This window comes from Flavobacterium sp. HJSW_4 (assembly GCF_042436695.1).
Taxonomy (GTDB): Bacteria; Bacteroidota; Bacteroidia; order Flavobacteriales; family Flavobacteriaceae; genus Flavobacterium.
Genome location: NZ_JBHNPP010000008.1, coordinates 137,259 through 159,064, shown reverse-complemented (window position 1 = coordinate 159,064; position 21,806 = coordinate 137,259). Strand labels below are relative to the sequence as shown.

Annotated in this window: 25 protein-coding genes; 16 read left to right on the top strand and 9 right to left on the bottom strand. The window is 33.1% G+C overall.

The window, feature by feature from the left end:
- Nucleotides 1–82: 82 nt before the first annotated feature.
- The 3 genes from ACE01P_RS10200 to ACE01P_RS10190 all read right to left on the bottom strand — a co-directional run bounded on the left by ACE01P_RS10200 (nucleotide 83) and on the right by ACE01P_RS10190 (nucleotide 1,796).
- The gene (locus tag ACE01P_RS10200) at nucleotides 83–304 is read right to left on the bottom strand and encodes a DUF2795 domain-containing protein (RefSeq protein WP_007138072.1); all 222 of its coding nucleotides are present in this window, start codon (nucleotides 302–304) and stop codon (nucleotides 83–85) included.
- A 149-nt stretch (nucleotides 305–453) separates the two neighbouring features.
- Nucleotides 454–1,023 (bottom strand): cob(I)yrinic acid a,c-diamide adenosyltransferase, encoded by a 570-nt coding sequence (locus tag ACE01P_RS10195; protein ID WP_379697019.1) that lies wholly within the window; start codon nucleotides 1,021–1,023, stop codon nucleotides 454–456.
- Between the two features lie 80 nt (nucleotides 1,024–1,103).
- A complete protein-coding gene (locus ACE01P_RS10190) occupies nucleotides 1,104–1,796 on the bottom strand; it encodes an ABC transporter ATP-binding protein (RefSeq protein ID WP_379697017.1) in 693 nt (230 codons plus the stop codon).
- Nucleotides 1,797–2,087: 291 nt separating this feature from the next.
- On the opposite strand from ACE01P_RS10190, the gene ACE01P_RS10185 reads away from it, so the two are divergent.
- Complete coding sequence (locus ACE01P_RS10185; protein ID WP_379697015.1) at nucleotides 2,088–2,747, top strand: DUF6565 domain-containing protein; 660 nt, start codon at nucleotides 2,088–2,090, stop codon at nucleotides 2,745–2,747.
- 58 nt (nucleotides 2,748–2,805) lie between these two features.
- Here the strand turns inward: ACE01P_RS10185 and ACE01P_RS10180 are convergent, their stop codons facing one another.
- The 5 genes from ACE01P_RS10180 to ACE01P_RS10160 form a co-directional block, all read right to left on the bottom strand.
- Nucleotides 2,806–3,585 carry an O-methyltransferase gene (locus tag ACE01P_RS10180; protein ID WP_379697012.1) on the bottom strand — a complete coding sequence of 260 codons (780 nt, stop codon included), beginning with the start codon at nucleotides 3,583–3,585 and terminating at the stop codon, nucleotides 2,806–2,808.
- 9 nt (nucleotides 3,586–3,594) lie between these two features.
- Complete coding sequence (locus ACE01P_RS10175) at nucleotides 3,595–4,068, bottom strand: FKBP-type peptidyl-prolyl cis-trans isomerase (protein WP_379697009.1); 474 nt, start codon at nucleotides 4,066–4,068, stop codon at nucleotides 3,595–3,597.
- A gap of 99 nt (nucleotides 4,069–4,167) precedes the next feature.
- On the bottom strand, nucleotides 4,168–4,533 hold the full coding sequence (locus ACE01P_RS10170) for a four helix bundle protein (RefSeq protein WP_379697006.1): 366 nt from the start codon (nucleotides 4,531–4,533) through the stop codon (nucleotides 4,168–4,170).
- A 93-nt stretch (nucleotides 4,534–4,626) separates the two neighbouring features.
- On the bottom strand, nucleotides 4,627–6,489 hold the full coding sequence (locus tag ACE01P_RS10165; RefSeq protein WP_379697003.1) for an ABC-F family ATP-binding cassette domain-containing protein: 1,863 nt from the start codon (nucleotides 6,487–6,489) through the stop codon (nucleotides 4,627–4,629).
- Between the two features lie 90 nt (nucleotides 6,490–6,579).
- Nucleotides 6,580–7,542 (bottom strand): T9SS C-terminal target domain-containing protein, encoded by a 963-nt coding sequence (locus ACE01P_RS10160; protein ID WP_379697000.1) that lies wholly within the window; start codon nucleotides 7,540–7,542, stop codon nucleotides 6,580–6,582.
- Nucleotides 7,543–7,690: 148 nt separating this feature from the next.
- Between ACE01P_RS10160 and ACE01P_RS10155 the strand changes: the two genes are divergently transcribed.
- Nucleotides 7,691–9,109, top strand: a complete 1,419-nt coding sequence (locus tag ACE01P_RS10155; protein ID WP_379696997.1) for an undecaprenyl-phosphate glucose phosphotransferase — start codon at nucleotides 7,691–7,693, stop codon at nucleotides 9,107–9,109.
- 5 nt (nucleotides 9,110–9,114) lie between these two features.
- Here ACE01P_RS10155 and ACE01P_RS10150 read toward each other — a convergent pair whose 3' ends face one another.
- Nucleotides 9,115–9,849 (bottom strand): tyrosine-protein phosphatase, encoded by a 735-nt coding sequence (locus ACE01P_RS10150; RefSeq protein WP_379696995.1) that lies wholly within the window; start codon nucleotides 9,847–9,849, stop codon nucleotides 9,115–9,117.
- A 111-nt stretch (nucleotides 9,850–9,960) separates the two neighbouring features.
- On the opposite strand from ACE01P_RS10150, the gene ACE01P_RS10145 reads away from it, so the two are divergent.
- From ACE01P_RS10145 to ACE01P_RS10080, 14 genes are all read left to right on the top strand, one after another.
- Nucleotides 9,961–11,151 carry a DUF5009 domain-containing protein gene (locus ACE01P_RS10145; protein WP_379696992.1) on the top strand — a complete coding sequence of 397 codons (1,191 nt, stop codon included), beginning with the start codon at nucleotides 9,961–9,963 and terminating at the stop codon, nucleotides 11,149–11,151.
- Nucleotides 11,152–11,288: 137 nt separating this feature from the next.
- Nucleotides 11,289–12,470 (top strand): hypothetical protein, encoded by a 1,182-nt coding sequence (locus ACE01P_RS10140; RefSeq protein ID WP_379696990.1) that lies wholly within the window; start codon nucleotides 11,289–11,291, stop codon nucleotides 12,468–12,470.
- Nucleotides 12,471–12,501: 31 nt separating this feature from the next.
- A complete protein-coding gene (locus ACE01P_RS10135) occupies nucleotides 12,502–13,665 on the top strand; it encodes a glycosyltransferase family 2 protein (protein WP_379696987.1) in 1,164 nt (387 codons plus the stop codon).
- Between the two features lie 84 nt (nucleotides 13,666–13,749).
- Nucleotides 13,750–15,123 (top strand): dihydrolipoamide acetyltransferase family protein, encoded by a 1,374-nt coding sequence (locus tag ACE01P_RS10130; RefSeq protein ID WP_379696984.1) that lies wholly within the window; start codon nucleotides 13,750–13,752, stop codon nucleotides 15,121–15,123.
- 218 nt (nucleotides 15,124–15,341) lie between these two features.
- Entirely contained in the window at nucleotides 15,342–16,112 is a 771-nt protein-coding gene (locus ACE01P_RS10125; protein ID WP_306156146.1) for a 3'-5' exonuclease, read from the top strand.
- A gap of 93 nt (nucleotides 16,113–16,205) precedes the next feature.
- Nucleotides 16,206–16,817 (top strand): fumarylacetoacetate hydrolase family protein, encoded by a 612-nt coding sequence (locus tag ACE01P_RS10120; protein WP_289057565.1) that lies wholly within the window; start codon nucleotides 16,206–16,208, stop codon nucleotides 16,815–16,817.
- Nucleotides 16,817–17,161 carry an Hpt domain-containing protein gene (locus ACE01P_RS10115; RefSeq protein ID WP_008468078.1) on the top strand — a complete coding sequence of 115 codons (345 nt, stop codon included), beginning with the start codon at nucleotides 16,817–16,819 and terminating at the stop codon, nucleotides 17,159–17,161. The genes ACE01P_RS10120 and ACE01P_RS10115 overlap by 1 nt, the downstream gene beginning before the upstream one ends.
- 181 nt (nucleotides 17,162–17,342) lie before the next feature.
- Entirely contained in the window at nucleotides 17,343–18,596 is a 1,254-nt protein-coding gene (locus ACE01P_RS10110; RefSeq protein ID WP_379696981.1) for a competence/damage-inducible protein A, read from the top strand.
- 71 nt (nucleotides 18,597–18,667) lie between these two features.
- Nucleotides 18,668–18,904 (top strand): 50S ribosomal protein L28, encoded by a 237-nt coding sequence (gene rpmB / locus ACE01P_RS10105; protein WP_008468080.1) that lies wholly within the window; start codon nucleotides 18,668–18,670, stop codon nucleotides 18,902–18,904.
- A gap of 27 nt (nucleotides 18,905–18,931) precedes the next feature.
- Entirely contained in the window at nucleotides 18,932–19,114 is a 183-nt protein-coding gene (rpmG, locus tag ACE01P_RS10100) for a 50S ribosomal protein L33 (protein WP_008253902.1), read from the top strand.
- Nucleotides 19,115–19,189: 75 nt separating this feature from the next.
- Nucleotides 19,190–19,342 (top strand): DUF4295 domain-containing protein, encoded by a 153-nt coding sequence (locus ACE01P_RS10095; RefSeq protein ID WP_008468081.1) that lies wholly within the window; start codon nucleotides 19,190–19,192, stop codon nucleotides 19,340–19,342.
- A 189-nt stretch (nucleotides 19,343–19,531) separates the two neighbouring features.
- Entirely contained in the window at nucleotides 19,532–20,485 is a 954-nt protein-coding gene (gene ftsY, locus ACE01P_RS10090) for a signal recognition particle-docking protein FtsY (protein WP_379696979.1), read from the top strand.
- A 467-nt stretch (nucleotides 20,486–20,952) separates the two neighbouring features.
- The gene (locus ACE01P_RS10085; protein ID WP_379696977.1) at nucleotides 20,953–21,393 is read left to right on the top strand and encodes a lipocalin family protein; all 441 of its coding nucleotides are present in this window, start codon (nucleotides 20,953–20,955) and stop codon (nucleotides 21,391–21,393) included.
- Nucleotides 21,374–21,670 (top strand): DUF721 domain-containing protein, encoded by a 297-nt coding sequence (locus tag ACE01P_RS10080; protein ID WP_095931056.1) that lies wholly within the window; start codon nucleotides 21,374–21,376, stop codon nucleotides 21,668–21,670. Before ACE01P_RS10085 ends, ACE01P_RS10080 begins: the two co-directional genes overlap by 20 nt.
- Nucleotides 21,671–21,806 lie beyond the last annotated feature (136 nt).

Genomic DNA, 21,806 nt, shown 5'->3' with positions numbered 1-21,806 from the left:
ATTGTATTTCTTTATTATATATATGTATTTGAACCAAAAAAAAAGCCTCTATAATGAGAGACTTTTTCCTTTGGTTTATTTTTTAATATTCATCCTCATTCCAAAGATAATCTTCGTCTGTTGGATAATCAGGCCAAATTTCTTCCATTGATTCATATATCTCGCCTTCATCTTCGATTGACTGAAGGTTTTCTACTACTTCTAACGGAGCACCTGCTCTAATAGCGTAGTCAATAAGTTCGTCTTTGTTAGCAGGCCATGGCGCATCACTTAAATAAGATGCTAATTCTAATGTCCAATACATCTGTTATCTGTTTAGTTTGTGCAAAAATAAATTTTTTACTGAAAAAGACAAGTAAATTTTGATTTATTTTAATAAAATTTAAGAACGTCTTTGTTAGCACTCAGTTTTCAGTACCAGTTTTAAGTCTGAAAACTGAAAACTGCGACTAATTACTTCCTCGGAATCCATTTCACTTCCTCCGCTTTTAAGTCAAACGACAACTTTCGTGCCAAGACAAAAAGGTAGTCAGAAAGTCGGTTTAAGTACATAATTGCTATTTCTGGAACGTGCTCATTATGGCTTAAATGTACTGCCAAACGTTCTGCTCTGCGGCAAATGCAGCGCGCTATATGACAATGTGACACGGTAGGATGACCTCCTGGTAAAACAAAATGAGTCATTGGCGGAAGACTTTCCTCCATTTTATCTATTTCGTTTTCGAGTAATTCAATATCTGAGTCAATTATGCCGAGATTTTCTAAGCGAAGTTTTCCATTTTTTAAGACTTCTTTTTCTTGTGGAGTTGCCAAAATGGCACCAACAGTAAAAAGACGATCCTGAATTTCTATCAAAATGGTTTTATAGTGAGAATCCATTTCTTGATCACGAATTAATCCTATATAAGAATTCAATTCGTCAACGGTTCCGTAACTGTCAATTCTAATATGATCTTTTGGTACGCGAGTTCCTCCAAAAAGAGCTGTGGTCCCTTTATCGCCTGTTTTGGTATATACTTTCATTTTTTTAAGATGCTAAGGTTCTGAGTTGCTAAGATGCTGAGTTTTCTTTTTAGCGATTAAACGATTAACCAAATAAAAGGTTAAACAGATTTTCTTGTGTCGCTTTCAATTAAACCATCTCTTAGACGAATTACACGATGTGCGTATGCGGCAATATCTTCTTCGTGAGTTACTAGAATTACGGTGTTTCCCTGTGCATGAATATCTCCGAAAAGCTTCATGATTTCTACTGAAGTTTTACTGTCTAAGTTTCCAGTTGGTTCGTCGGCCAAAATAATAGAAGGTTTGTTGACCAAAGCGCGGGCAACGGCAACACGCTGACGTTGTCCTCCAGAAAGCTGATTCGGCTGGTGATCCATTCTGTCGGCTAGATTAACTTGCTTCAAAACTTCGGTGGCACGAGCAATCCTTTCTGATTTTCCGTAACCAGCGTAAATCATAGGTAAGGCAACATTGTCTAAAGCGGTAGTTCTTGGCAAAAGATTGAAAGTCTGAAAAACAAAGCCAATTTCTTTATTTCTGATTTCGGCCAATTCATCATCTTTCATTTGGCTGACATCTTTTCCGTTCAAAACGTAACGTCCAGAAGTAGGCGTGTCCAAACAACCTAATAAATTCATTAATGTAGATTTTCCAGATCCAGAAGGTCCCATTAAAGCAACGTATTCGCCTTTGTTGATTTCTAGATTTATTCCTTTTAAAACATAAACCGTTTCATTGCCCAAAATAAAATTTCGTTTGATGTCGGTTATTTTAATTAATGGTTCAGCCATTTCGTTTTACAATTTTTGGATTTAAAAGTACAAAACACTTTTCAATAAAAATGATAAGTAGTTGAGAATTGGATTTTGTTACAAAAGCTCTTTCATAAATGTGCTTGTTTAGATTGCATTTTTAAATTAGAAATATGTTATATCTTTTTTGATTGATTTTGCATGATTATCATTATTTTGTGAGTTTTACAGTTTTAAAATGTTTTTGTTTTTGAAAACATGATAATAATGTAATTTATTAAGATAAGTCTTTAGTAAATTTGATTATCAATTAATTAAATAATCAAGATTATGAAAAATATCAAAATAGCTACAGGAATTGCATTATTAGTATTAGGGTTAACATCGTGTAAAGATGAAAAACAAGAAAAAGCTCAAAAAACAGTAGAAAACTATGTAATCTATGTTGACTCTGTAAAAAATGTTGCCGCTACTGATTTAAAAGACAATTGGAAAAGCGTAGAAGCAGAATACGACAGAAGATCTCAAGAAGCAGAAGCTGCTTTGGCAGATATTAAAGACAACGCTGCAGCAACAGAAAAAATAAATGCAAGTAAAGCAAAGTACGAAGAATTTAAAAATGAAATGACCGCCCAATTTGCCCCTCCAGCTCCTAGTCCAAAACAACAGTTAAGAGATGCTTTGTTTGGTGCAGGAAAAATTGGTGATGATATGAGTTTTAGCTGGGTTAATGCTAAAAATATTCATAGCGTTTATCAGCAGTTTGTTCATACTGTAGAAAATAATAAAGACAAATATTCTAGAGAAGACTGGGATGAAATTAAATTAATGTATGAAGCTCTAGATAGCCGTAAAAATACAGTTGAAAAAGAAGGTTTAACAGCTGAGGATAACCGAAAAATCGCCGGTTTGAAAATTAAGTTTGCACCAATGTATACTGTAAACAGAATGGGAGCTAAGTCTGAAGAAAATAAAGACGCAAAAAAATAAAATTTTTAAAAATTTTGAATTAGAAACAAAAAAGACGATCAGAAATGATCGTCTTTTTTTATGCTCGAATTATAAAATGTTCTTTTGGCTGTTCGCATCTAAAGAATACAAATCCCCATTGAAAAGTGTCAATTGTAACTTTTACTTGAGGATGATTTTTGATCATTTCCCAAGCTTCTTCCATATCTTCTGACCAATGAATATCATCGAAAATCCAAACAGAATCATTGTCGATTGTTGGCAGTAAAAGGTCGAAATATGCTAAAGTTGCTTTTTTAGAATGATTTCCGTCAAAATATATGAGGTTGTAATTTGTGGCTTGAATATTCTCAGAAACTAAAAAAGATTCAAATTCAGAAATTACATTTTCAACATTATTGCAATCAAATTCAGCCAATTGATTTTGGGCAACATTTGCTGTATTTGGACAACCTTCAATTGTAACCACTTTTGCTTTCGGATTTCCTAAAGCCATAGCTGAAGTTGCTAAACCTAAAGATGTTCCTATTTCTAAAACAGTTGCAGGCTGGAAGTAATTCGTAACACGAAATAATAATTCTGCTCGTTTTGGCGAGATTCCAGCTGTTTGAGCAATTTTAGAAATTTGTCTTCTATTGGATTTAAAAACTCTCGAACCCGCTCCAAAATCGGTCACTTTAATGAAGCTTTTGTTTTCTAACAGCGATTTTCTATACTTTTTTAGAATTGCATATTCCGGTTTTGGTTTCTTATCATAAAAACATTTTGTCAATAAATTAAAAACAAAAGGCGAATGGACCGCATGTTCGTTTTTAGAATGCCAAAGAAAGGTTAGATAAGATTTTATTTGAAAAAGCATCTAGAAATATTAGTTTACTTTAATCAATTTTACGTCGAAAAGAAGTACAGAACCAGCAGGTATACCAGGAATAGATGCGCTTCCGTAGCCTAAATGAGCTGGTATTAAAATCACTCCAGAGCCGCCTTCTTTAAAATAAGGAATTCCTTCAGTCCATCCTTTAATTACTTGATTTAAGCCAAATGAAATTCCTGCATCTTTGCTTTGATCGAAAACTTTTCCGTCTGTAAAATAACCTTTATAAGCAACAGTTACATTTGAAGTAGCTGTAGGTTTAGCGCCATCGCCTGGTTCATTAATAATATAATAAAGACCTGATTCAGTTTTAGTTGCAGTCAAATTATTTTTGGTTAAATAATCTGTGATTTCTTTATCGTTTTCTGCCGTATAATCTTTTGGCGGAGTAACAGGTGTTTCCTTTTCTGTATTGTTACAAGAAATAAATAATGTTAAAGTAAATACTGCGGCTAGTAGTTTTTTCATAAATGGTATTCTTTTAAAAATTAAAAATAGAGTTAAGTAGTTTTAGTCTCAGTCTCAGTCTCGGTTTTCAGTTTTGTTGGATCGTATAATTTTATTTTTCTAATTGCATCCAAATTTATTCGGATTGTTAATCATATAATTTATCAGTTTTCCAATTTCAAGACTTTTCATGTTTAATCTGTCAAAAGTCTCTCTGCTAATATATTCACACTTTAATGAAAATTCAAGCCATGTATTTGTTTCTGAATTTTCGGCATCACTATCGGTCAATTTGCTAATAAAGTGATTTGTATATCTTCTTTTTCGATAAGATTCTGCAATATTTGCGGCAACACTTCTCGACGATCGGCGTATTTGATCTGTTAGCGAATATTTTTCTTCTTTAGGAAAAGCTTTTGACAATTCGAAAATCTCCATAGCAAGTTCAAATGACTTTTTATATGCTAATAATTCTTTATAATCCATAATTGATTTTTTTCAAAATTAATTAAAAATAAAGAATTTTCTTTCAATAAAAATCAAAACTGAAAACCGCGATTGAGACTGAAAACTCAAAAATTATCCCTCAAGTTTAGCGGAAAGTTCAAACCAACGCTCTTCTTTCGCATCAATTTTGTTGATGATATTTTGAAGTTCGTTAGCTTTTTTCTCGATATCAGCATCAGCTACTTTTCCGTCAGAGAATAATTGTTCGATTTTAACTTTTTCAGCTTCAAGATCTTTAATCTCTCTTTCGATTTTTTGATATTCTTTTTGTTCGTTAAAACTTAAATTTCCTGTCGGATTATTTTGTTTCCAATCTTTCTTTTCAGCTTTGTTTTCTTCTTTTTGAGCAACATCGGCGCTGTCTTCATAAGCACGGAAATCAGAGTAGTTTCCTGGGAAATTTTCGATTTCGCCTTGTCCTCTAAAGACAAATAAATGATCGACAATTTTATCCATAAAGTAACGGTCGTGCGAAACTACCAATAAACATCCTGGGTAATCTAAAAGGAAACTTTCTAAAACGTTCAAAGTCACAATGTCCAAATCATTTGTTGGCTCATCGAGAATCAAGAAGTTCGGATTCTGAATTAAAACCGTACACAAGTATAAACGTTTTAATTCTCCACCGCTTAATTTTTCAACATAATCGTATTGTTTTTTAGCATCAAAAAGGAAACGCTCCAATAATTGCGAAGCTGAAATAATCTTTCCTTTTGTCAACGGAATATATTCTCCGTATTCTTTAATAATATCAATAACGCGCTGTCCCGGTTTTGGGTTAATTCCAGATTGCGTGTAATATCCAATTTTTATAGTATCTCCTTTAACAACACGTCCGCTGTCTGGCGGAATTGTTCCTGTCAAAAGATTTAAGAAAGTCGATTTTCCAGTTCCGTTTTTCCCGATAATTCCGATTCTTTCTCCTCGTTGGAAATCAAAACTGAAATTATCCAGAATAACACGGTCTTTGAATTTTTTAGAAAGTTTGTGAAGCTCAATAATCTTGCTTCCCATTCTTTCCATATTAATTTCAAGCTCAACTTTATTTTCTTTACGACGGCTTTGCGCTTTTTCTTTAATAATGTAAAAATCATCCTGACGAGATTTAGATTTGGTTGTTCTCGCTTTTGGCTGGCGGCGCATCCATTCTAATTCTTTTACAAACAAGTTTTTAGCTTTATCAATACTTGCGTTTTCAGAAGTAATTCTTTCTTCTTTTTTCTGTAAGTAATAAGAATAATTTCCTTTGTATTGGTATAATTTTCCGTTATCTAATTCGATGATTTCGTTACAAACACGTTCTAAAAAGAAACGGTCGTGCGTTACCATAAATAGCGTAATATTTTCTTTAGCAAAATAACTTTCCAGCCATTCGATCATTTCAAGATCTAAGTGGTTGGTTGGCTCATCCAAAATCAATAAATCTGGGCGATTGATTAGAATTATGGCTAATGAAAGACGCTTTTTTTGCCCTCCAGAAAGATTTTTTACTTTAAGTTTAAAGTCTTCCAGCTTTAATTTATATAAAATCTGTTTGTATTGCGTTTCAAAATCCCAAGCATTGTGCTGATCCATTGCGTCAAAAGCTTTTTGATAAGCTTCTTCGTCTGAAGGATTTTCTAAAGCTTTTTCATAAGCTTCAATTACTTTAAGTGTTTCATTGTCTGAAGCAAAAATACTTTCTTCAATCGTAAGCTCATCTTGAAGATTATTATCTTGAGAAAGAAATGCCATTCTAATTCCTTTTCTTAAAACAACTTGCCCTGTATCAGGCTCTTCCAAACCATTAATAATGCTCATAATAGTTGTTTTTCCAGAACCATTTTTTGCAATAAAAGCGATTTTTTGATCTTTATTGATTCCAAAAGAAATGTTGTCAAAAAGGACTCTTTCGCCAAATGACTTCGATATATTTTCTACAGATAAGTAATTCACTTTGTAAGTATAAGTTATAAATTATGGGTTATGAGTGTTTTCAAAAACATAACTTTCTGCAAAAGTAAACTATTATCTTGCATTTGCGAATTATTTATGGAGATACGAACTTAGAGCGGCACTCAAATCTAAATAATGAATTTGCTGCGGATTGTTTATAATTGGTTTTCGAACCAAAGATTCATTCGTAATAAAATAATGAAGTCCGTCTTTTGTCGCGATTCCTTCTACTTGATGAAAAGGAAGTTTTAAATCGATTCGTCTTTTATTTCCAGACAATAAATCCTGATTTTTAAAATCGTAAAGCAAGTATAAAAATGGTTTTCCAACTTTGGTATAGCCACACAAAACAATTAGTTTTTTGTCTTCTAAATAAGTTGCACCCGTGACCAAACCTTTGGTGTCTAATGTCGATTTTAACTTCGCAATCTGCGATCCTGATTGATTTGGAAGGACGTAAATAGCCGTTTGAGAGGATTTCCATTGTTTGGTAAACAGATAAATACTGTCTTTGGAAACTATAAAAGCTTCGCAATCAAAATCGGTTTTGTTGGGAGTTGAAGGAGATAAATCAGTTTGATCGGAATAATTGAATGAAATTGTCTCAATTTTTGGATTTTCGTCTAAAAAAGATCTTTTTTCAATTTTATGAATTTTCAAATCGCTTCTGTTTCCAGAATAATTATTGCCAAAATCTCCTATATAAATATGTGTACTGTCTTGTGAGATTTCTTCCCAATCGTGATTTGTAATTTCGGGAAGAATAATTTTCTTTTTGATTTTTCCTAAAGAATCCAAACCATAAATTGTCCTGTCGTGATCGTCGTTATGCGTCCAAAGCAAATTTTCAAAAGCAATTAATCCAGAAGTTTCTTTTATTGAATCGCTTAGGCGAAAAGAATATTCGGGCTTCATTTTCAGGTTTTTGTAGCTGCAGCTTCCGTCGTTTTTTCTAGATGACGCGTTGTAATTTTCTGCTTGCGAATCGGTACAGCCAGGAATTTGAGAATAAATGGAGGTTATGGATAAGAAGAAAAATATAATTTTTAACATGAGTGCAATATTAAGTCTGCATAAGATAAAAGTAAAGTTTTAAATAATAGAATGAATAAGTAATTAAAAAATATAATTTAAATGTTATTTTGCAGCACTTTTATTATAAAAGTCTTTTTTATTCCTTTGAATAAGATTTCGCCTCATCATGAAAATTCTACAGAAATTAGCGCACTTTCGAATTTCACGTTATTATAAACTTTTGTTTGTAGTAGTTGATGTTATTCTGTTGAATTTTGCTACAATATTATCAGCATTGGCAAGGTTTGGGAATTTGGATAAATTATTGTCTAAAGAAGAAAAAACAATTTCGCTTTTGGCCATTTTAATATGGGTGGCGCTATTACTTCAAAAAGATTCCAATCGCAGCGTGAGGGTTGAACCAATAGAATCGATATTATGGAGAACCATTAAAAAGATTTCAATTCACGCCGCTTTAGTTTCCATATTTGTCGTTTATCTAAAATATACAGATATTTCTAGGCTCCGCTTAGTGTATTTCTACATGATATTTTTTGGATTGCTGATGTTTTCGCGATATTTCTCTATGAAGCTTTTAAAATATGTTCGAGCACAAGGATATAATTTTAAAACTTTTATAATTGTTGGAGTAAACGAATCTGGAGAAAAAATTAGAAGAGTATTAGCGAAAGATTTAACCTTCGGATATCGATTTTTAGGTTTTTTTGATGAAAAAAAGGATCAAGAAATTGTAGATCCAGCTCTTATTATTGGACAGTTTGAAGATATCGAAACCTTTTTAAATGATAATGAAATAGATGAAATGTACGTTGCTTTGCATATTGATAACATCGAAATCATTAACAAATTGACGAAAATCTGCGAGCAAAAAATGGTTCGAATCAAATTTATTCCAGATTTTCAGTTGTATACAAAAGCAAGTAAAGTAGAAGTTGCCTTTTATGAAAATACTCCTGTATTAATGTTTCGTCCAGAACCTTTAGAATTTGCTTCAAATCGACTTATAAAAAAGGTTTTTGATGTTTGTTTTTCTGGGTTGGTCATCTTGCTTATTTTTCCTTGGCTGTTTCCGATTATCATGATTATTATAAAATTAGAATCGAAAGGGCCTGTATTTTTCAGACAAGAAAGATCAGGAAGAGATAACAGATCGTTTGTATGCCTCAAATTCAGAAGCATGCATGTCAACGGACTTGCTCATAATAAACAAGCGGAAAAAGGCGATAGCCGTATAACCAAATTTGGAGCTTTTATTCGTAAAACAAGTATCGATGAATTGCCTCAGTTTTTTAATGTTTTTTGGGGAGACATGTCGGTAGTGGGACCAAGACCGCATATGGTTAATCTTGCTAAAGAATATAGCGATCTTATTAGTCATTATTTAGTGCGCCAATATGCTAAACCAGGAATTACAGGTTGGGCGCAGGTAAATGGTTTTAGGGGAGAAACTAAAGTTTTGAGCGATATGGAAAACCGAGTAGAATACGATATTTGGTATATCGAAAACTGGAGTTTTTTGCTGGATATTAAGATTATTGTAAAAACAGTAATCAATATTTTTAAAGGAGAAGAAAACGCTTATTAAGCCTTTTAAAGTTTGAAAAATTGATTATTACTAATTACTTCCTTCAAAGATTCAAGATTTTTAATTTTTATTTTTTCGTCAAAAGCTTCGATGTGTTTTTTATGATGAACATCAGTTCCGCAAAAAGTGTACATTCCTTTCGCTAAAAGTTCGTCAGTAGCTTTGGCAATTTTAGATCCATAATATTCTACTGTAGAAAGCAAATTCAATTGGAAAAGGCAACCCGCATTTTTTAATTTTTCATATTCTGAAAACTTGTTGTGGTAAAAAACATAACGTTCAGGATGAGCTAAAACAGGAATATAGCCAGCCAACTGTATTTCAAAAATGGTTTTATAAATGTTTAAAGGAGCATTTTGATAAGACATTTCGACTAAGATATAATTGTCTTTTAAGGTCAGAAGTTTTTCTTCTTTAAGATGATTTTCAAACCAGCTATCAATAAAATATTCTGCCGCAGCCTGAACAGGCATTTTAATTTTATTTTCTTCTAATGCGTTTTGAGTTTCCTTAAGTTTAGCTTCAATAATTTCAGGAGAATTATGCCATACATGACTAATATGTGGAGACGTAATGATTTGAGAAACTCCTAAGTTTTGCAAAGAAGAAACTAGCTCAACTGATTTTTTAATGTTGCGTGCTCCATCATCAATTCCTGGTAAAACATGAGAATGAATGTCTACAAAACTTCCGTCAAGAAGTTCTTTTAATATAGGTTTTGATTTGAGAAATGATAACATGAAACAAAAATGTATAAATCAGTTTTATAACGCGCAAAAGTAATCTAGAATTTGTAACAAGACATTTTAGAATTATGTTATATTTGATTTTTAGTAAAAAAGTAAAAAATTATGAAAATAAAAGAGAATCTGTTTAATCAGCGTATTATTTCTATTGATGCTTTGCGTGGAATTACCATTTTTGTAATGATTTTTGTAAATGAATTGGCAAGTATTCAAAAAGTTCCGCAATGGATGAAGCACATGCCTGCAGATGCAGATGCTATGACTTTTGTCGATTTAGTTTTTCCTGCTTTTTTATTCATTGTCGGGATGTCTGTTCCATTCGCTTTTAATGCAAGATTGATAAAAGGAGACAGCCCGAAAACAATCTGGACGCATACTTTAAAAAGAGCCATTGCACTTATCGTAATTGGTGTTTTTATGGTCAATGCCGAATATGGTTACGATGCTTCTAAAATGATAATTACACCTGTACTTTGGGCACTTTTGGCATATATAATGCCAATTCCGATTTGGAATAAATACTCGAAAGATTTTCCTCTTTGGTTAAAAAATGTACTTCAATACGGAGGAATTCTAGTTCTTATAACACTTTATTTTTTATATATCCAAGATACTGGAGAAAGAGGAATGACGCCAAAATGGTGGGGAATTCTAGGTTTAATCGGTTGGGCGTATCTTTTTACGGTAATTTATTATTGGCTAGTTTCAGGAAACTTATGGGCAATGATTGCGTTTTTAGTTTTTTCAGTCGCAATGAATTCTCTTAATTTAATCGAAATCTCTTTTGTTCATAATACTTCTTGGTTAAGTTTTATAGCTGGTCATCTTACGCACGCATCTTTAACTTCAGCCGGAATTGTGATTTCGCTATTGTTTTTTGATCGAAAAATAAGTTCCAAAATCAACTGGCCTGTAATTGGTTTTATTGCACTTTTTACGATAACAGCCATTTTACTTCGTCCGTATTTTGGAATTTCAAAAATAAAAGGCACACCTTCATGGACAATGTTTTCAGCGGCAATTTGTACTGTTTTATTCTATTTCTTGTATTGGCTGATGGAAGTTAAAAAACAAACCAAATGGAGTGAATTTTTCATGCCAGCTGCGGCAAATCCGTTATTGATTTATATTTTGCCGGGCGTTATTTATTATTTCTGTAAGCTTATAAACTTCCATATTATTCCAGGATATTTTAGAGTAGGAGTTCCGGGAATTCTATGGTCTCTACTATTTTCGATCATTATGCTTTTCGTAATGAAAATCTTGAATAGATATAAAATTCAGTTGCATCTTTAAGGTTTTAGTTTTCAGTCGCAGTCTCAGTTTGCCAACTGAGACTGCGACTGAAGACCAAAAAAATATTCGTACAAAAAAAGATTGTTATTCTTTATAAAATTCTAAATTTGTAAGAGACGGTTTTTAAAATATTGTGCGTGAATAGTTTAAAAATTAAATACATCTTAATTTTACTTTTAGTAGGATCATTTTGTCAAGCTCAAAATGACAGTACAGACGTGGGTACTCGAGATATTTTAGATGTTATTCACAGAATTTTTGACAAGCAAGATACCATTCGTCCAGAAAGAAAAAAGAAGCTAACTTTTTCTTTATTGCCTGTTCCTGTTGGAGTTAACTCAAGTACGGGTTTGGTTGTTTCTTTTTTGACTACTTTTTATTTGGGTGACCCCGAAACGACCAGAATGTCTCAGGTTACTTTTTCGCCTTATTTTAGTTTTAGCAAACAATTTGTTTTTCCGATCCAGTCTTATATTTATTCGAAGGATAATAAATGGAGTCTTATTGGCGATTATCGCTACATGATTTATCCGCAGCTCACGTATGGTTTGGGTGAGCATGATTCTAAAGAAGAAATGTCAACGCTCGATTACCAACAGTGGCGTTTTTATCAGTTTATAACGAGGCAGGTTGTTGGAAATTATCGTTTGGGAGTTGGTTTTCTTTTAGATAATTATAAAAACATTTCTGAGGAATCTTATATAGAGGGAGAAACCGATTATTACCAATATATGAACGGTGATTTCTCTAACGAAACTTCGTTTGGTTTTGCGTTGCAAGGACTTTACGATTCGAGAGAAAATATCATTAATCCAGAAAAAGGTTTGTATATCGAAGCCGATTTTCGAATAAATACGAGCGGAGTAGAAGGTGACAAATGGCAATCCTTATATTTTGATGCGAGAAAATACCATTCTTTCAGTAAAACCAAACATCGGGTTTGGGCCTCTAGAGCTTTTTATTGGTCAACCTTTGGCGGAAAACCTCATTATTTAGATTTGCCAAGTATTGGTTGGGATCGCGAAGGAAAAACGGGACGTGGATTTACAAAAAATAGATACAGAAGCAACGCTTTGGTTTATTTTGAAACTGAATACAGAACCGATATAAGCCGAAACGGTTTTTTTGGAGCTGTTTTTTTTACCAATGTTTCTTCGGTTTCAAAAATAGATACCTACCAATTTAAAAAATGGAATCCTGCTGTTGGAACTGGAATTCGAATTAAATGGAACAAAAGAAATGGCAGTAATTTGGCGTTAGATTACGGAATTAGTAAAAACGATTGGTCACTTCGTTTGGGGTTATCAGAAAATTTCTAACTTCGGCCAAAATCTACAGAACCAATTATTCATGCAGTTATCGGTTGTTATTTTAAATTACAATGTGCGTTACTTTCTAGAACAATGCGTTTTAAGCGTTCAGGAAGCAATTGCAGCAATCGATGCCGAAATTATTGTGATTGATAACAATTCATCAGACGAAAGTGTTTTGATGATGAAAGAGAAATTTCCCGACGTAAAACTGATTGAAAACAAAGAGAATTTTGGTTTTCCAAAAGGCAATAATATTGGTGTTCGTCAAGCGAAAGGGAAGTACATTTGTATTTTAAATCCTGATACCGTTGTTGCTGAAGATACTTTTACAAAGATTCTGGCTTTCGCCGAAAGGCAAAACAATCTCGGAATTATTGGCTGTAAATTAATTGACGGAACAGGAAAATTTCTTCCAGAAAGTAAACGTGGTATTCCAACGCCTTGGGTTGCCTTCACAAAAATTTTCGGATTGTATAAAATCTTTCCCAAAACCAAACTTTTCAATCAATATTACGCACAGCATTTAAACGATAATGAAACTGGAAAAGTTGATATTCTCGTTGGTGCTTTTATGTTTTTAGAAAGAAAACTGTACGAAGATTTAAATGGTTTTGATGAAGATTGTTTTATGTATGCCGATGACATCGATTTGTCATATCGTGCGCTGCAAAAGCAAAAAAGCAATTATTACTTTCACGAAACCACTGTTTTACATTATAAAGGAGAAAGTACAATAAAAGACGAAAAATATATGATGCGCTTTCAAGAAGCGATGAATTTCTTTTATAAGAAGCATTTCAAGAAATCATTATTCTTTAGTTTTTTCATTCAAATCGGAACTTGTTTTTTTTCTTTTGTGAAAATGTTCCAAGGTAAAACGAGAATAAAACCGAATCCAGAATCGTATGTTTTTTATTCTTTAAATGAAGATTTGTCTCAAAAATTAGCTTTAACTTTAAAAAATAAAGTCCGCTTTTTAAAAATCCCGAAAGAAAAAATGGTAAATTCGTGCCTGATTTTTAAGGGAAAAAAGGTCGAAATCATTTTGGATAATCAATACATTTCATTCAAAAAATGTATCGAAATCATAGAAACTATTAAAGATAAGAGTATTACTTTTAAAATTTTACCAAAAAACACCCGTTTTATTATTGGAAGTAATTCTAGAAATGATAGGGGGCAAATTGTAAAAATCGAGTAAAAAATTATATTAAATGAAATTTATGTTTAAAATATTCATTAATTTCGCAATATGAAAATCAAAAACATCTTTTAGATTAACAATATGGCAAGATTTGAATTAAAGCTTCCTAAAATGGGAGAAAGTGTCGCTGAAGCAACCATTACAAACTGGTTGAAAGAGGTTGGAGACAAAATTGAGGCTGATGAAGCCGTACTCGAAATTGCAACAGATAAAGTTGACAGTGAAGTGCCTAGCGAAGTATCAGGGATTTTAGTTGAGCAATTGTTTGGTAAAGATGATTTAGTGCAAGTAGGGCAAACTATTGCAATTATTGAAACTGAAGGAGGCGATGCGCCAACTGCAGGAACAAATAATGCTGAAGAAGTTGCAGCTCCTGCTGAAGTTGCTGAAATTGAAAAAACAATTGAAGCAGTTAAAGAAACTGTAACAACTTCTCAAGATTTCTCAAGTTCTGATAAATTCTTTTCTCCATTGGTAAAAAATATTGCAAAAGAAGAAGGAGTTTCTCTAAACGAACTTGAAAATATTGCGGGTTCTGGAAAAGACGGACGCGTAACAAAAGAAGATATTTTAAAATATGTAGAAGACCGCAAGTCAGGTGCTGTTCAAGTTCCTCAAGCAGTTGAAGCAGCTCCGAAAGTGGTTGTAGAAACTCCAAAAGTGGAAACTCCAAAAGTTGAAGCTCCAAAGGCAGTTGAACCAGTTGCTCAGAAAAGCCAGCAAGCAGTTCCTGTTTCTGTAAATGGTGGAGATGAAATTATTGAAATGGACAGAATGCGTAAACTGATTTCAGGTTACATGGTTGCTTCGGTTCAGACTTCTGCTCACGTACAATCTTTTATAGAAGTAGATGTAACAAATATTGTAAAATGGAGAGATAAAGTAAAAGCAGCTTTCGAAAAAAGAGAAGGCGAGAAATTGACTTTTACTCCAATTATGATGGAAGCTGTTGCGAAAGCTTTAAAAGATTTCCCAGGAATGAACATTTCTGTAGATGGAGATTATATCATTAAAAAGAAAAATATCAATTTAGGAATGGCAGCAGCATTGCCAAACGGAAATTTAATTGTTCCTGTAATTAAAAATGCAGATCAGTTGAATTTGGTTGGAATGGCAAAAGCGGTTAACGATTTAGGAAACCGTGCAAAAGCTGGAAAACTAAAACCAGACGATACACAAGGTGGAACTTACACTGTAACAAACGTTGGTACTTTTGGAAGTGTTTTCGGAACGCCAATTATCAATCAGCCTCAAGTTGGTATTCTAGCGCTTGGAGCAATTCGTAAAGTTCCTGCGGTTATCGAAACTCCAGAAGGAGATTTTATCGGAATCCGTCAGAAAATGTTCTTGTCTCACTCTTATGATCATAGAGTTGTTGATGGAGCATTAGGAGGAAGTTTTGTGAAAAGAGTCGCAGAATATTTAGAAGCTTTTGATGTAGATAGAGATTTCTAAAATCAATAAATAAAGGAATTCAAATCCGATAGGTTTTAAAACTTATCGGATTTTTTGTTTTGTAAGAAAAGAATTAAGTGGAAATGCGTAATCTTGCTTAAGGCCTATTTTGGAAAAGTTAAAATCACGATTTGAAAGCTTTTTTCGACAAAAAAAATCAGAATAAGGGAAGATATTCGGCTTTAAAAATTACATTTGTAAACTTATAAAAATTAGAAATGGAATTAAAACTAAACAAACCAATTTGCTTTTTTGATCTCGAAACAACGGGAATTGATATCGGTAAAGATAGAATCGTAGAAATTTCAATATTCAAAGTTTTTCCTAACGGAAACAAAGAAAGTAAAACTTGGTTGGTTAATCCGACAATTCCAATTCCTCCGCAGACAACTGCAGTTCATGGCATCACAGACGAAAAAGTGGCCAACGAACCAACTTTCGCAGAACTTGCTCCGCACATTCATAACATGATTAAAGACAGTGATCTTGGTGGTTTTAACTCAGATCGTTTTGATATTCCGCTTCTGGCAGAAGAATTGCTTCGTGCTGGTGTCGATTTTGATATGAAAAACAAGGTTTCTGTAGATGTGCAGACTATTTTCCATAAAATGGAAGAGCGTACTTTGAGTGCGGCTTTAAAATTTTATTGCGGAAAAACTTTAGACAACGCGCATTCGGCAGAAGCAGATACAATGGCAACTTACGAGATTTTAAAAGCGCAGTTGGATCGTTACCCAGAATTGGAGAACGATATGAAATCATTGTCTGAATTTACAACTCGTAAAAAAATCGCTGATTTTGCTGGAATGATCGCTTTTGATAAAGATGACGAAGAAATTTTTACTTTTGGAAAACATAAAGGTGCAAAAGTGGAGAAAGTTCTAGAGACAGAACCAGGATATTTCAGCTGGATTCAAAATGCTGATTTTCCTTTGTACACCAAAAAAGTTTTGACAGCAATTAAATTAAGAAAATTAAACACAAAATAAGTTTTCAGTCGCAGTGGCAGTATTCAGTTTAAGTTGAGGCTGTTTAATTGTTTTGCGGACTGTGACTGAAAACTGTGACTGAAAACTAATAGAATGAAAATTATCTGTGTCGGCAGGAATTATGCCAATCATATAGAAGAATTGAAAAACGAGCGTCCAAGTGAGCCGGTTGTTTTTATGAAACCTGATTCTGCGGTTTTGTTGAAACAGCATCCGTTTGTTATTCCAGAATTTTCTGAAGATGTTCATCATGAAGTTGAGATAATCGTAAAGATTAATAAAGTTGGAAAGTATATTGAGCCAAAATTTGCTCATAAATACTACGATGAAATTAGTGTCGGAATCGATTTTACAGCACGAGATCTTCAAAGTAAATTAAAAGAAAAAGGACTTCCGTGGGAAAAAGCCAAGGCATTTGACGGTTCTGCGGTTATTGGTGATTTTTTACCAAAAACTGATTTTGTTTCTATGGAAAATCTTAATTTTGAATTAAGAAGCAATTCAGAAACGGTTCAAAAAGGAAACTCAAGTATGATGCTTTGGAAAATAGATGAATTAATCGCTCATGTATCTCAGTTTTTTACATTAAAAATTGGAGATATTATTTTTACAGGAACGCCGGCTGGTGTTGCGGCTGTAAAACCAAATGATGTTTTAGAAGGCTTTTTAGAAGATAAAAAATTATTCAGAATACAAGTAAAATAATGGCTTTAAAATACAACCTTTCGAAAGTCTATGCGCTTTCAGATAACGATCCTGAATTTGTAAATCAGATTTTGACTTTATTTGTTACAGAAGTACCAGAAGATTTGAAACAAATTAAAGAAGGAATAAAAAAGAAGGATCATAAATACGCTTATTCGTACGCACACAAAATAAAGCCAACATTAGATTTAATGGGATTAAATGTGGCTTTTGAAGAAATCTTGCAAGTAGAAGCGTGGACAAAAGCAGAAGGCAAGAAAAAAGATATTATCGAAACTTTTAAAAGTATCAAGGTACAAGTAAAAGAAGCGATTAAAGAAATAAAAAAAGACTTTGATCTTTAAATATAAAATTTGACTTATTCCTGATTTGTTTGAATCAAGGAATAAGTCAAAATCATTTTTTGAATTTTGTAAACGGCTTATAGTTTGTAAAAGTCGTTCGTACCTTCCTCCAAGACAAAATTTAAATTTTCTACTTATAAATTACAAGCTTGCTTAATGTAGGCAAAATATATTTTACAATATGAAAGCAGCAATTATTACAATTGGAGATGAAATCTTAATTGGGCAAATCGTTGACACAAATTCGGCTTTTATAGCTAAATCTCTTGATAGAATTGGAGTTGAGGTAGCAGAAATGTTATCGATAAGCGATGATAAAAAACATATTTTAGATACTTTTTCGCAATTGCAAAACAGAGTAGATGTTGTAATTGTAACTGGCGGATTAGGTCCGACGAAAGATGATGTTACAAAGAAGACATTCTGCGAATACTTTAACGATGAGTTGGTTGTAGATCAAAAAGTTTTGGCACATGTGACAGAATTGATTGAAGGTTTTTACAAAAGACCAATTTCTCAACTGAACAAAGACCAAGCTCTCGTTCCGTCAACTTGTACAGTACTGCATAATAAAGTAGGTACAGCGCCAGGAATGTGGATGAAAAAAGAAAATACCGTTTTTATTTCGCTTCCGGGAGTTCCTTACGAAATGAAATATTTGGTTGAAGAAGAAATAATTCCAAAAATTGTTCGCGAATACAAACGCCCTTATATTATCCATAAAACGATTTTGACTTACGGTCAAGGCGAAAGTTTAGTTGCAGAGCGTATTGAGCAATGGGAAAATAATCTTCCAGAATTTATAAAACTGGCGTATCTGCCAAATCCAGGACGAGTTCGTTTGCGTTTAACCGCTCGCGGAACTAATAAAGAGGAATTAGAAGAGGCGATTGAATCGAATGTGAAATCATTAGACGCGATAATTCACGATATAATTGTAGGTTACGAAGAAAACGAAACAATAGAAGCCGTAATTGGCAAATTGCTTTCTAAGCAAAATAAAACCATCTCAACAGCAGAAAGTTGCACAGGAGGTAGAATTGCTTCTCTGTTGTCGGCTATTCCGGGGTCGTCAAGTTATTTTAAAGGAAGCGTTGTTTCTTATGCAACCGAAGCAAAAGTTAATGTTTTGGGAATTTCGCAAAATTTAATTGATGAATTTTCTGTTGTAAGTGCTGAGGTCGCATCGGCTATGGCTTTGAGTGTTAAAGATTTGCTGAAAACCGACTATGCGCTTGCTACCACAGGCAATGCAGGCCCGTCAAAAGGAGATTCTGATGCGGAAATAGGTACAGTTTTCATTGCTTTGGCAACGCCAGAAGGAGTGATTGTAGAAGAATTTAACTTCGGACAACCGCGTGAAAAAGTGATAGATAGGGCATCAGTTAAGAGTTTAGAAATATTACAGAAAGAAATTTTAAAAATTGTGCAATAATTTTTTGCACCAATGGTTTATTTTTCTTTTCTTTGCACCCTGATTTTGAATAACGATAAAAGATAAGTATAATGTCAAGAGTTTGTGACCTTACAGGTAAAAGAGCGATGGTAGGAAATAACGTTTCTCACGCTATGAACAAAACTAAGAGAAAGTTTTCTGTAAACTTAGTTAAAAAGCGTTTTTATCTTCCAGAAGAAGATAGATGGATTACTCTTAGAGTAGCAGCATCTACGATAAAAACAATTAATAAAAATGGAATCACTGCTGTTTTGAAAAAAGCACAGTCAGAAGGATTTATCAAATAATCTTTTCCTAAATAAATATATAGCAAGATGGCAAAGAAAGGTAATAGAATCCAAGTAATTTTAGAATGTACTGAGCACAAAACTTCTGGTGTTCCAGGTACTTCTAGATATATTACAACTAAGAACAAAAAAAACACTCCAGATAGATTAGAGATTAAAAAATTTAATCCAATCTTAAAAAGAGTAACTGTTCACAAAGAAATTAAGTAATAATTAGAGATTTTGTTTAAATCTCAAATGGTTTTTCATTTGAAGATTTAATGAATTTCAAATAACATTTGAATCATGGCAAAGAAAACCGTAGCATCGTTACAAACATCTTCTAAGAGATTATCAAAAGCCATCAAAATGGTAAAATCTCCTAAAACTGGTGCATATACATTCGTAGAATCTATTATGGCTCCTGAAGAAGTTGATGAATTCTTGAAAAAGAAATAATTAACTATTACAATATATAGAAAAGCTACTTTCATTCGGAAGTAGCTTTTTTATTACCTATATTTGTCTAAGAATTTAAAGAATCGTAACAATTGGCCTTTTTTTGAAAAACAATTGCGCTTTCTTTAAAGATTTTGATTTCTAGTGTGAAAATCGAGAAATCAAGTAAATCTAAATAATCTACAAAAAATGAGTTTTTTTAAAAAATTATTCTCTACCGAAAAAAAAGAGACTTTAGACAAAGGTCTTGAAAAAACGAAAACTACTTTTTTCTCGAAGTTAAGTAAGGCCGTTGCAGGGAAATCTAAAGTTGATGATGATGTTTTAGATGATCTGGAAGAAGTTCTTGTAGCTTCGGATGTTGGAGTAAATACTACTTTAAAAATTATTTCAAGAATTGAAAAACGTGTTGCTGAAGACAAATATCTAGGGACAGAAGAGTTAAATCAAATTCTTCGTGATGAAATTGGTGCTTTATTGTCTGAAACAAATACAGGCGAAGCAACAGAATTTGAAATTCCGAAAGATAAAAAGCCTTACGTTTTAATGGTTGTTGGAGTGAATGGAGTAGGGAAAACTACAACAATCGGTAAATTGGCTTATCAGTTTAAGAAAGCGGGTCATAAAGTGGTTTTGGGTGCGGCAGATACATTCCGTGCTGCAGCGATTGATCAGTTGCAAGTTTGGGCAGACCGTGTAAACGTGCCAATTGTAAGACAAAATATGGGAAGTGATCCTGCTTCTGTAGCTTTTGATACCTTGCAATCTGCAGTGGCTCAAAATGCAGACGTTGTGATTATTGATACTGCTGGTCGTCTTCATAATAAAATTAACTTAATGAATGAGTTGACTAAAGTAAAACGTGTAATGCAGAAAGTGGTTGCTGATGCGCCTCACGATGTGCTTTTGGTTTTAGATGGTTCTACAGGTCAAAACGCTTTTGAGCAAGCAAAACAGTTTACAGCAGCGACTGAAGTTACTTCTCTTGCCGTTACTAAATTGGACGGAACTGCAAAAGGTGGAGTTGTGATTGGTATTTCAGATCAATTTCAAATTCCTGTAAAATATATTGGTGTTGGCGAAGGAATTGAAGATTTGCAAGTCTTCAATAAATATGAATTTGTTGACAGCTTCTTTAAATAATTAATAATGAAAAATATATCAGCTATTACATTCTATTTTGCTAGTGTAGTGTGTTTTGTTTTTGCACACTTATTGAAAGCTAGTAATCTTTCGGTATACTACGTTTTGTTGGTGGCTGGAATTATTTTATTCTTTTTAGGAGTTCTTAAAAGAATAAAAACGAATCGATAATTTATTTCCGAAAATATATTGAGTTTTAGGCAAGAAGTTTTTTGCTTAAAACTCATTTTTTTTAGGTATTATTAATCTCATTTTGTTCGATATTTTTTATTTCTTTTGATGATTATAAGACTATCTTTGTAGTCCGAGAAAAATTTCTTTTGAAAACGAGAACCCTAGCCCTGATGGGAGCGGCATCCTTTTGCTTTTTTCTTTAAAAAGCAAAAGATACAGCGGACAGCAGGAATCAGCTCCTAATTCTTCGACTTCATTCAAATTAAAAAGAATAAATTTTAATAACTTTATTTATGAAAAACACTTTTATAGTTTTGTTTTGTTCGCTTTTGTTTGTGAGCTGCAAACAGGAAGTAAAACCTGCAGATATTGCTAAGTTAAATGGCTATTGGGAAATTGAAAAAGTGGTTTTTGAGAAAGGTGAAGAGAAGGAATATAAAATGAACGAGACTTTTGATTTTTTTGAAATCAAAAATAACAAAGGTGTTCGAACGAAGGTAATGCCGCAGTTTGACGGTACGTTTTTAACAACGGATACTTTTGAAAATGTGTCAGTTCGTTTTGCTGGAGAACAAGTTTTCTTAGATTACAAAACGAAGTATGCAAAATGGAGCGAGGAAATTATTTCTCTTTCTGATGACAAATTGGTGGTTAAAAATCCGCAAAAAATAGAATATCATTATAAAAAAGCTGGACCTGTAAATCTTCTGAACGATGGCGAAAAGACTAAATAACGAAAGTACGATTAGTGCTGTTTTACAGCAGATTATTCAAGTGAATAAATTACAGCCAGGCATGGATCAAATTGATGTGCGTGATGCTTGGAAAAATCTTATGGGAAGTGGTGTAAACACTTATACGAGAAATGTTGTCTTGAAAGGCAGTACGCTTTACGTAGAATTGGGATCTTCTGTTTTACGTGAAGAATTAACTCACGGAAAATATAAGATTGTAAAAATGATCAATGAAGAACTAGGGCGCGAGGTGGTGAAGGATGTTGTTTTGCGATAGTTTTTAGTCGCAGTCGCAGTCGCAGTCGCAGTCGCAGTCGCAGTCGCAGTCGCAGTCGCAGTCGCAGTCGCAGTCGCAGTTTGATGATAAAAAAAATCCTGTTTGTATAACAAACAGGATTTTTTTATGTATTCAA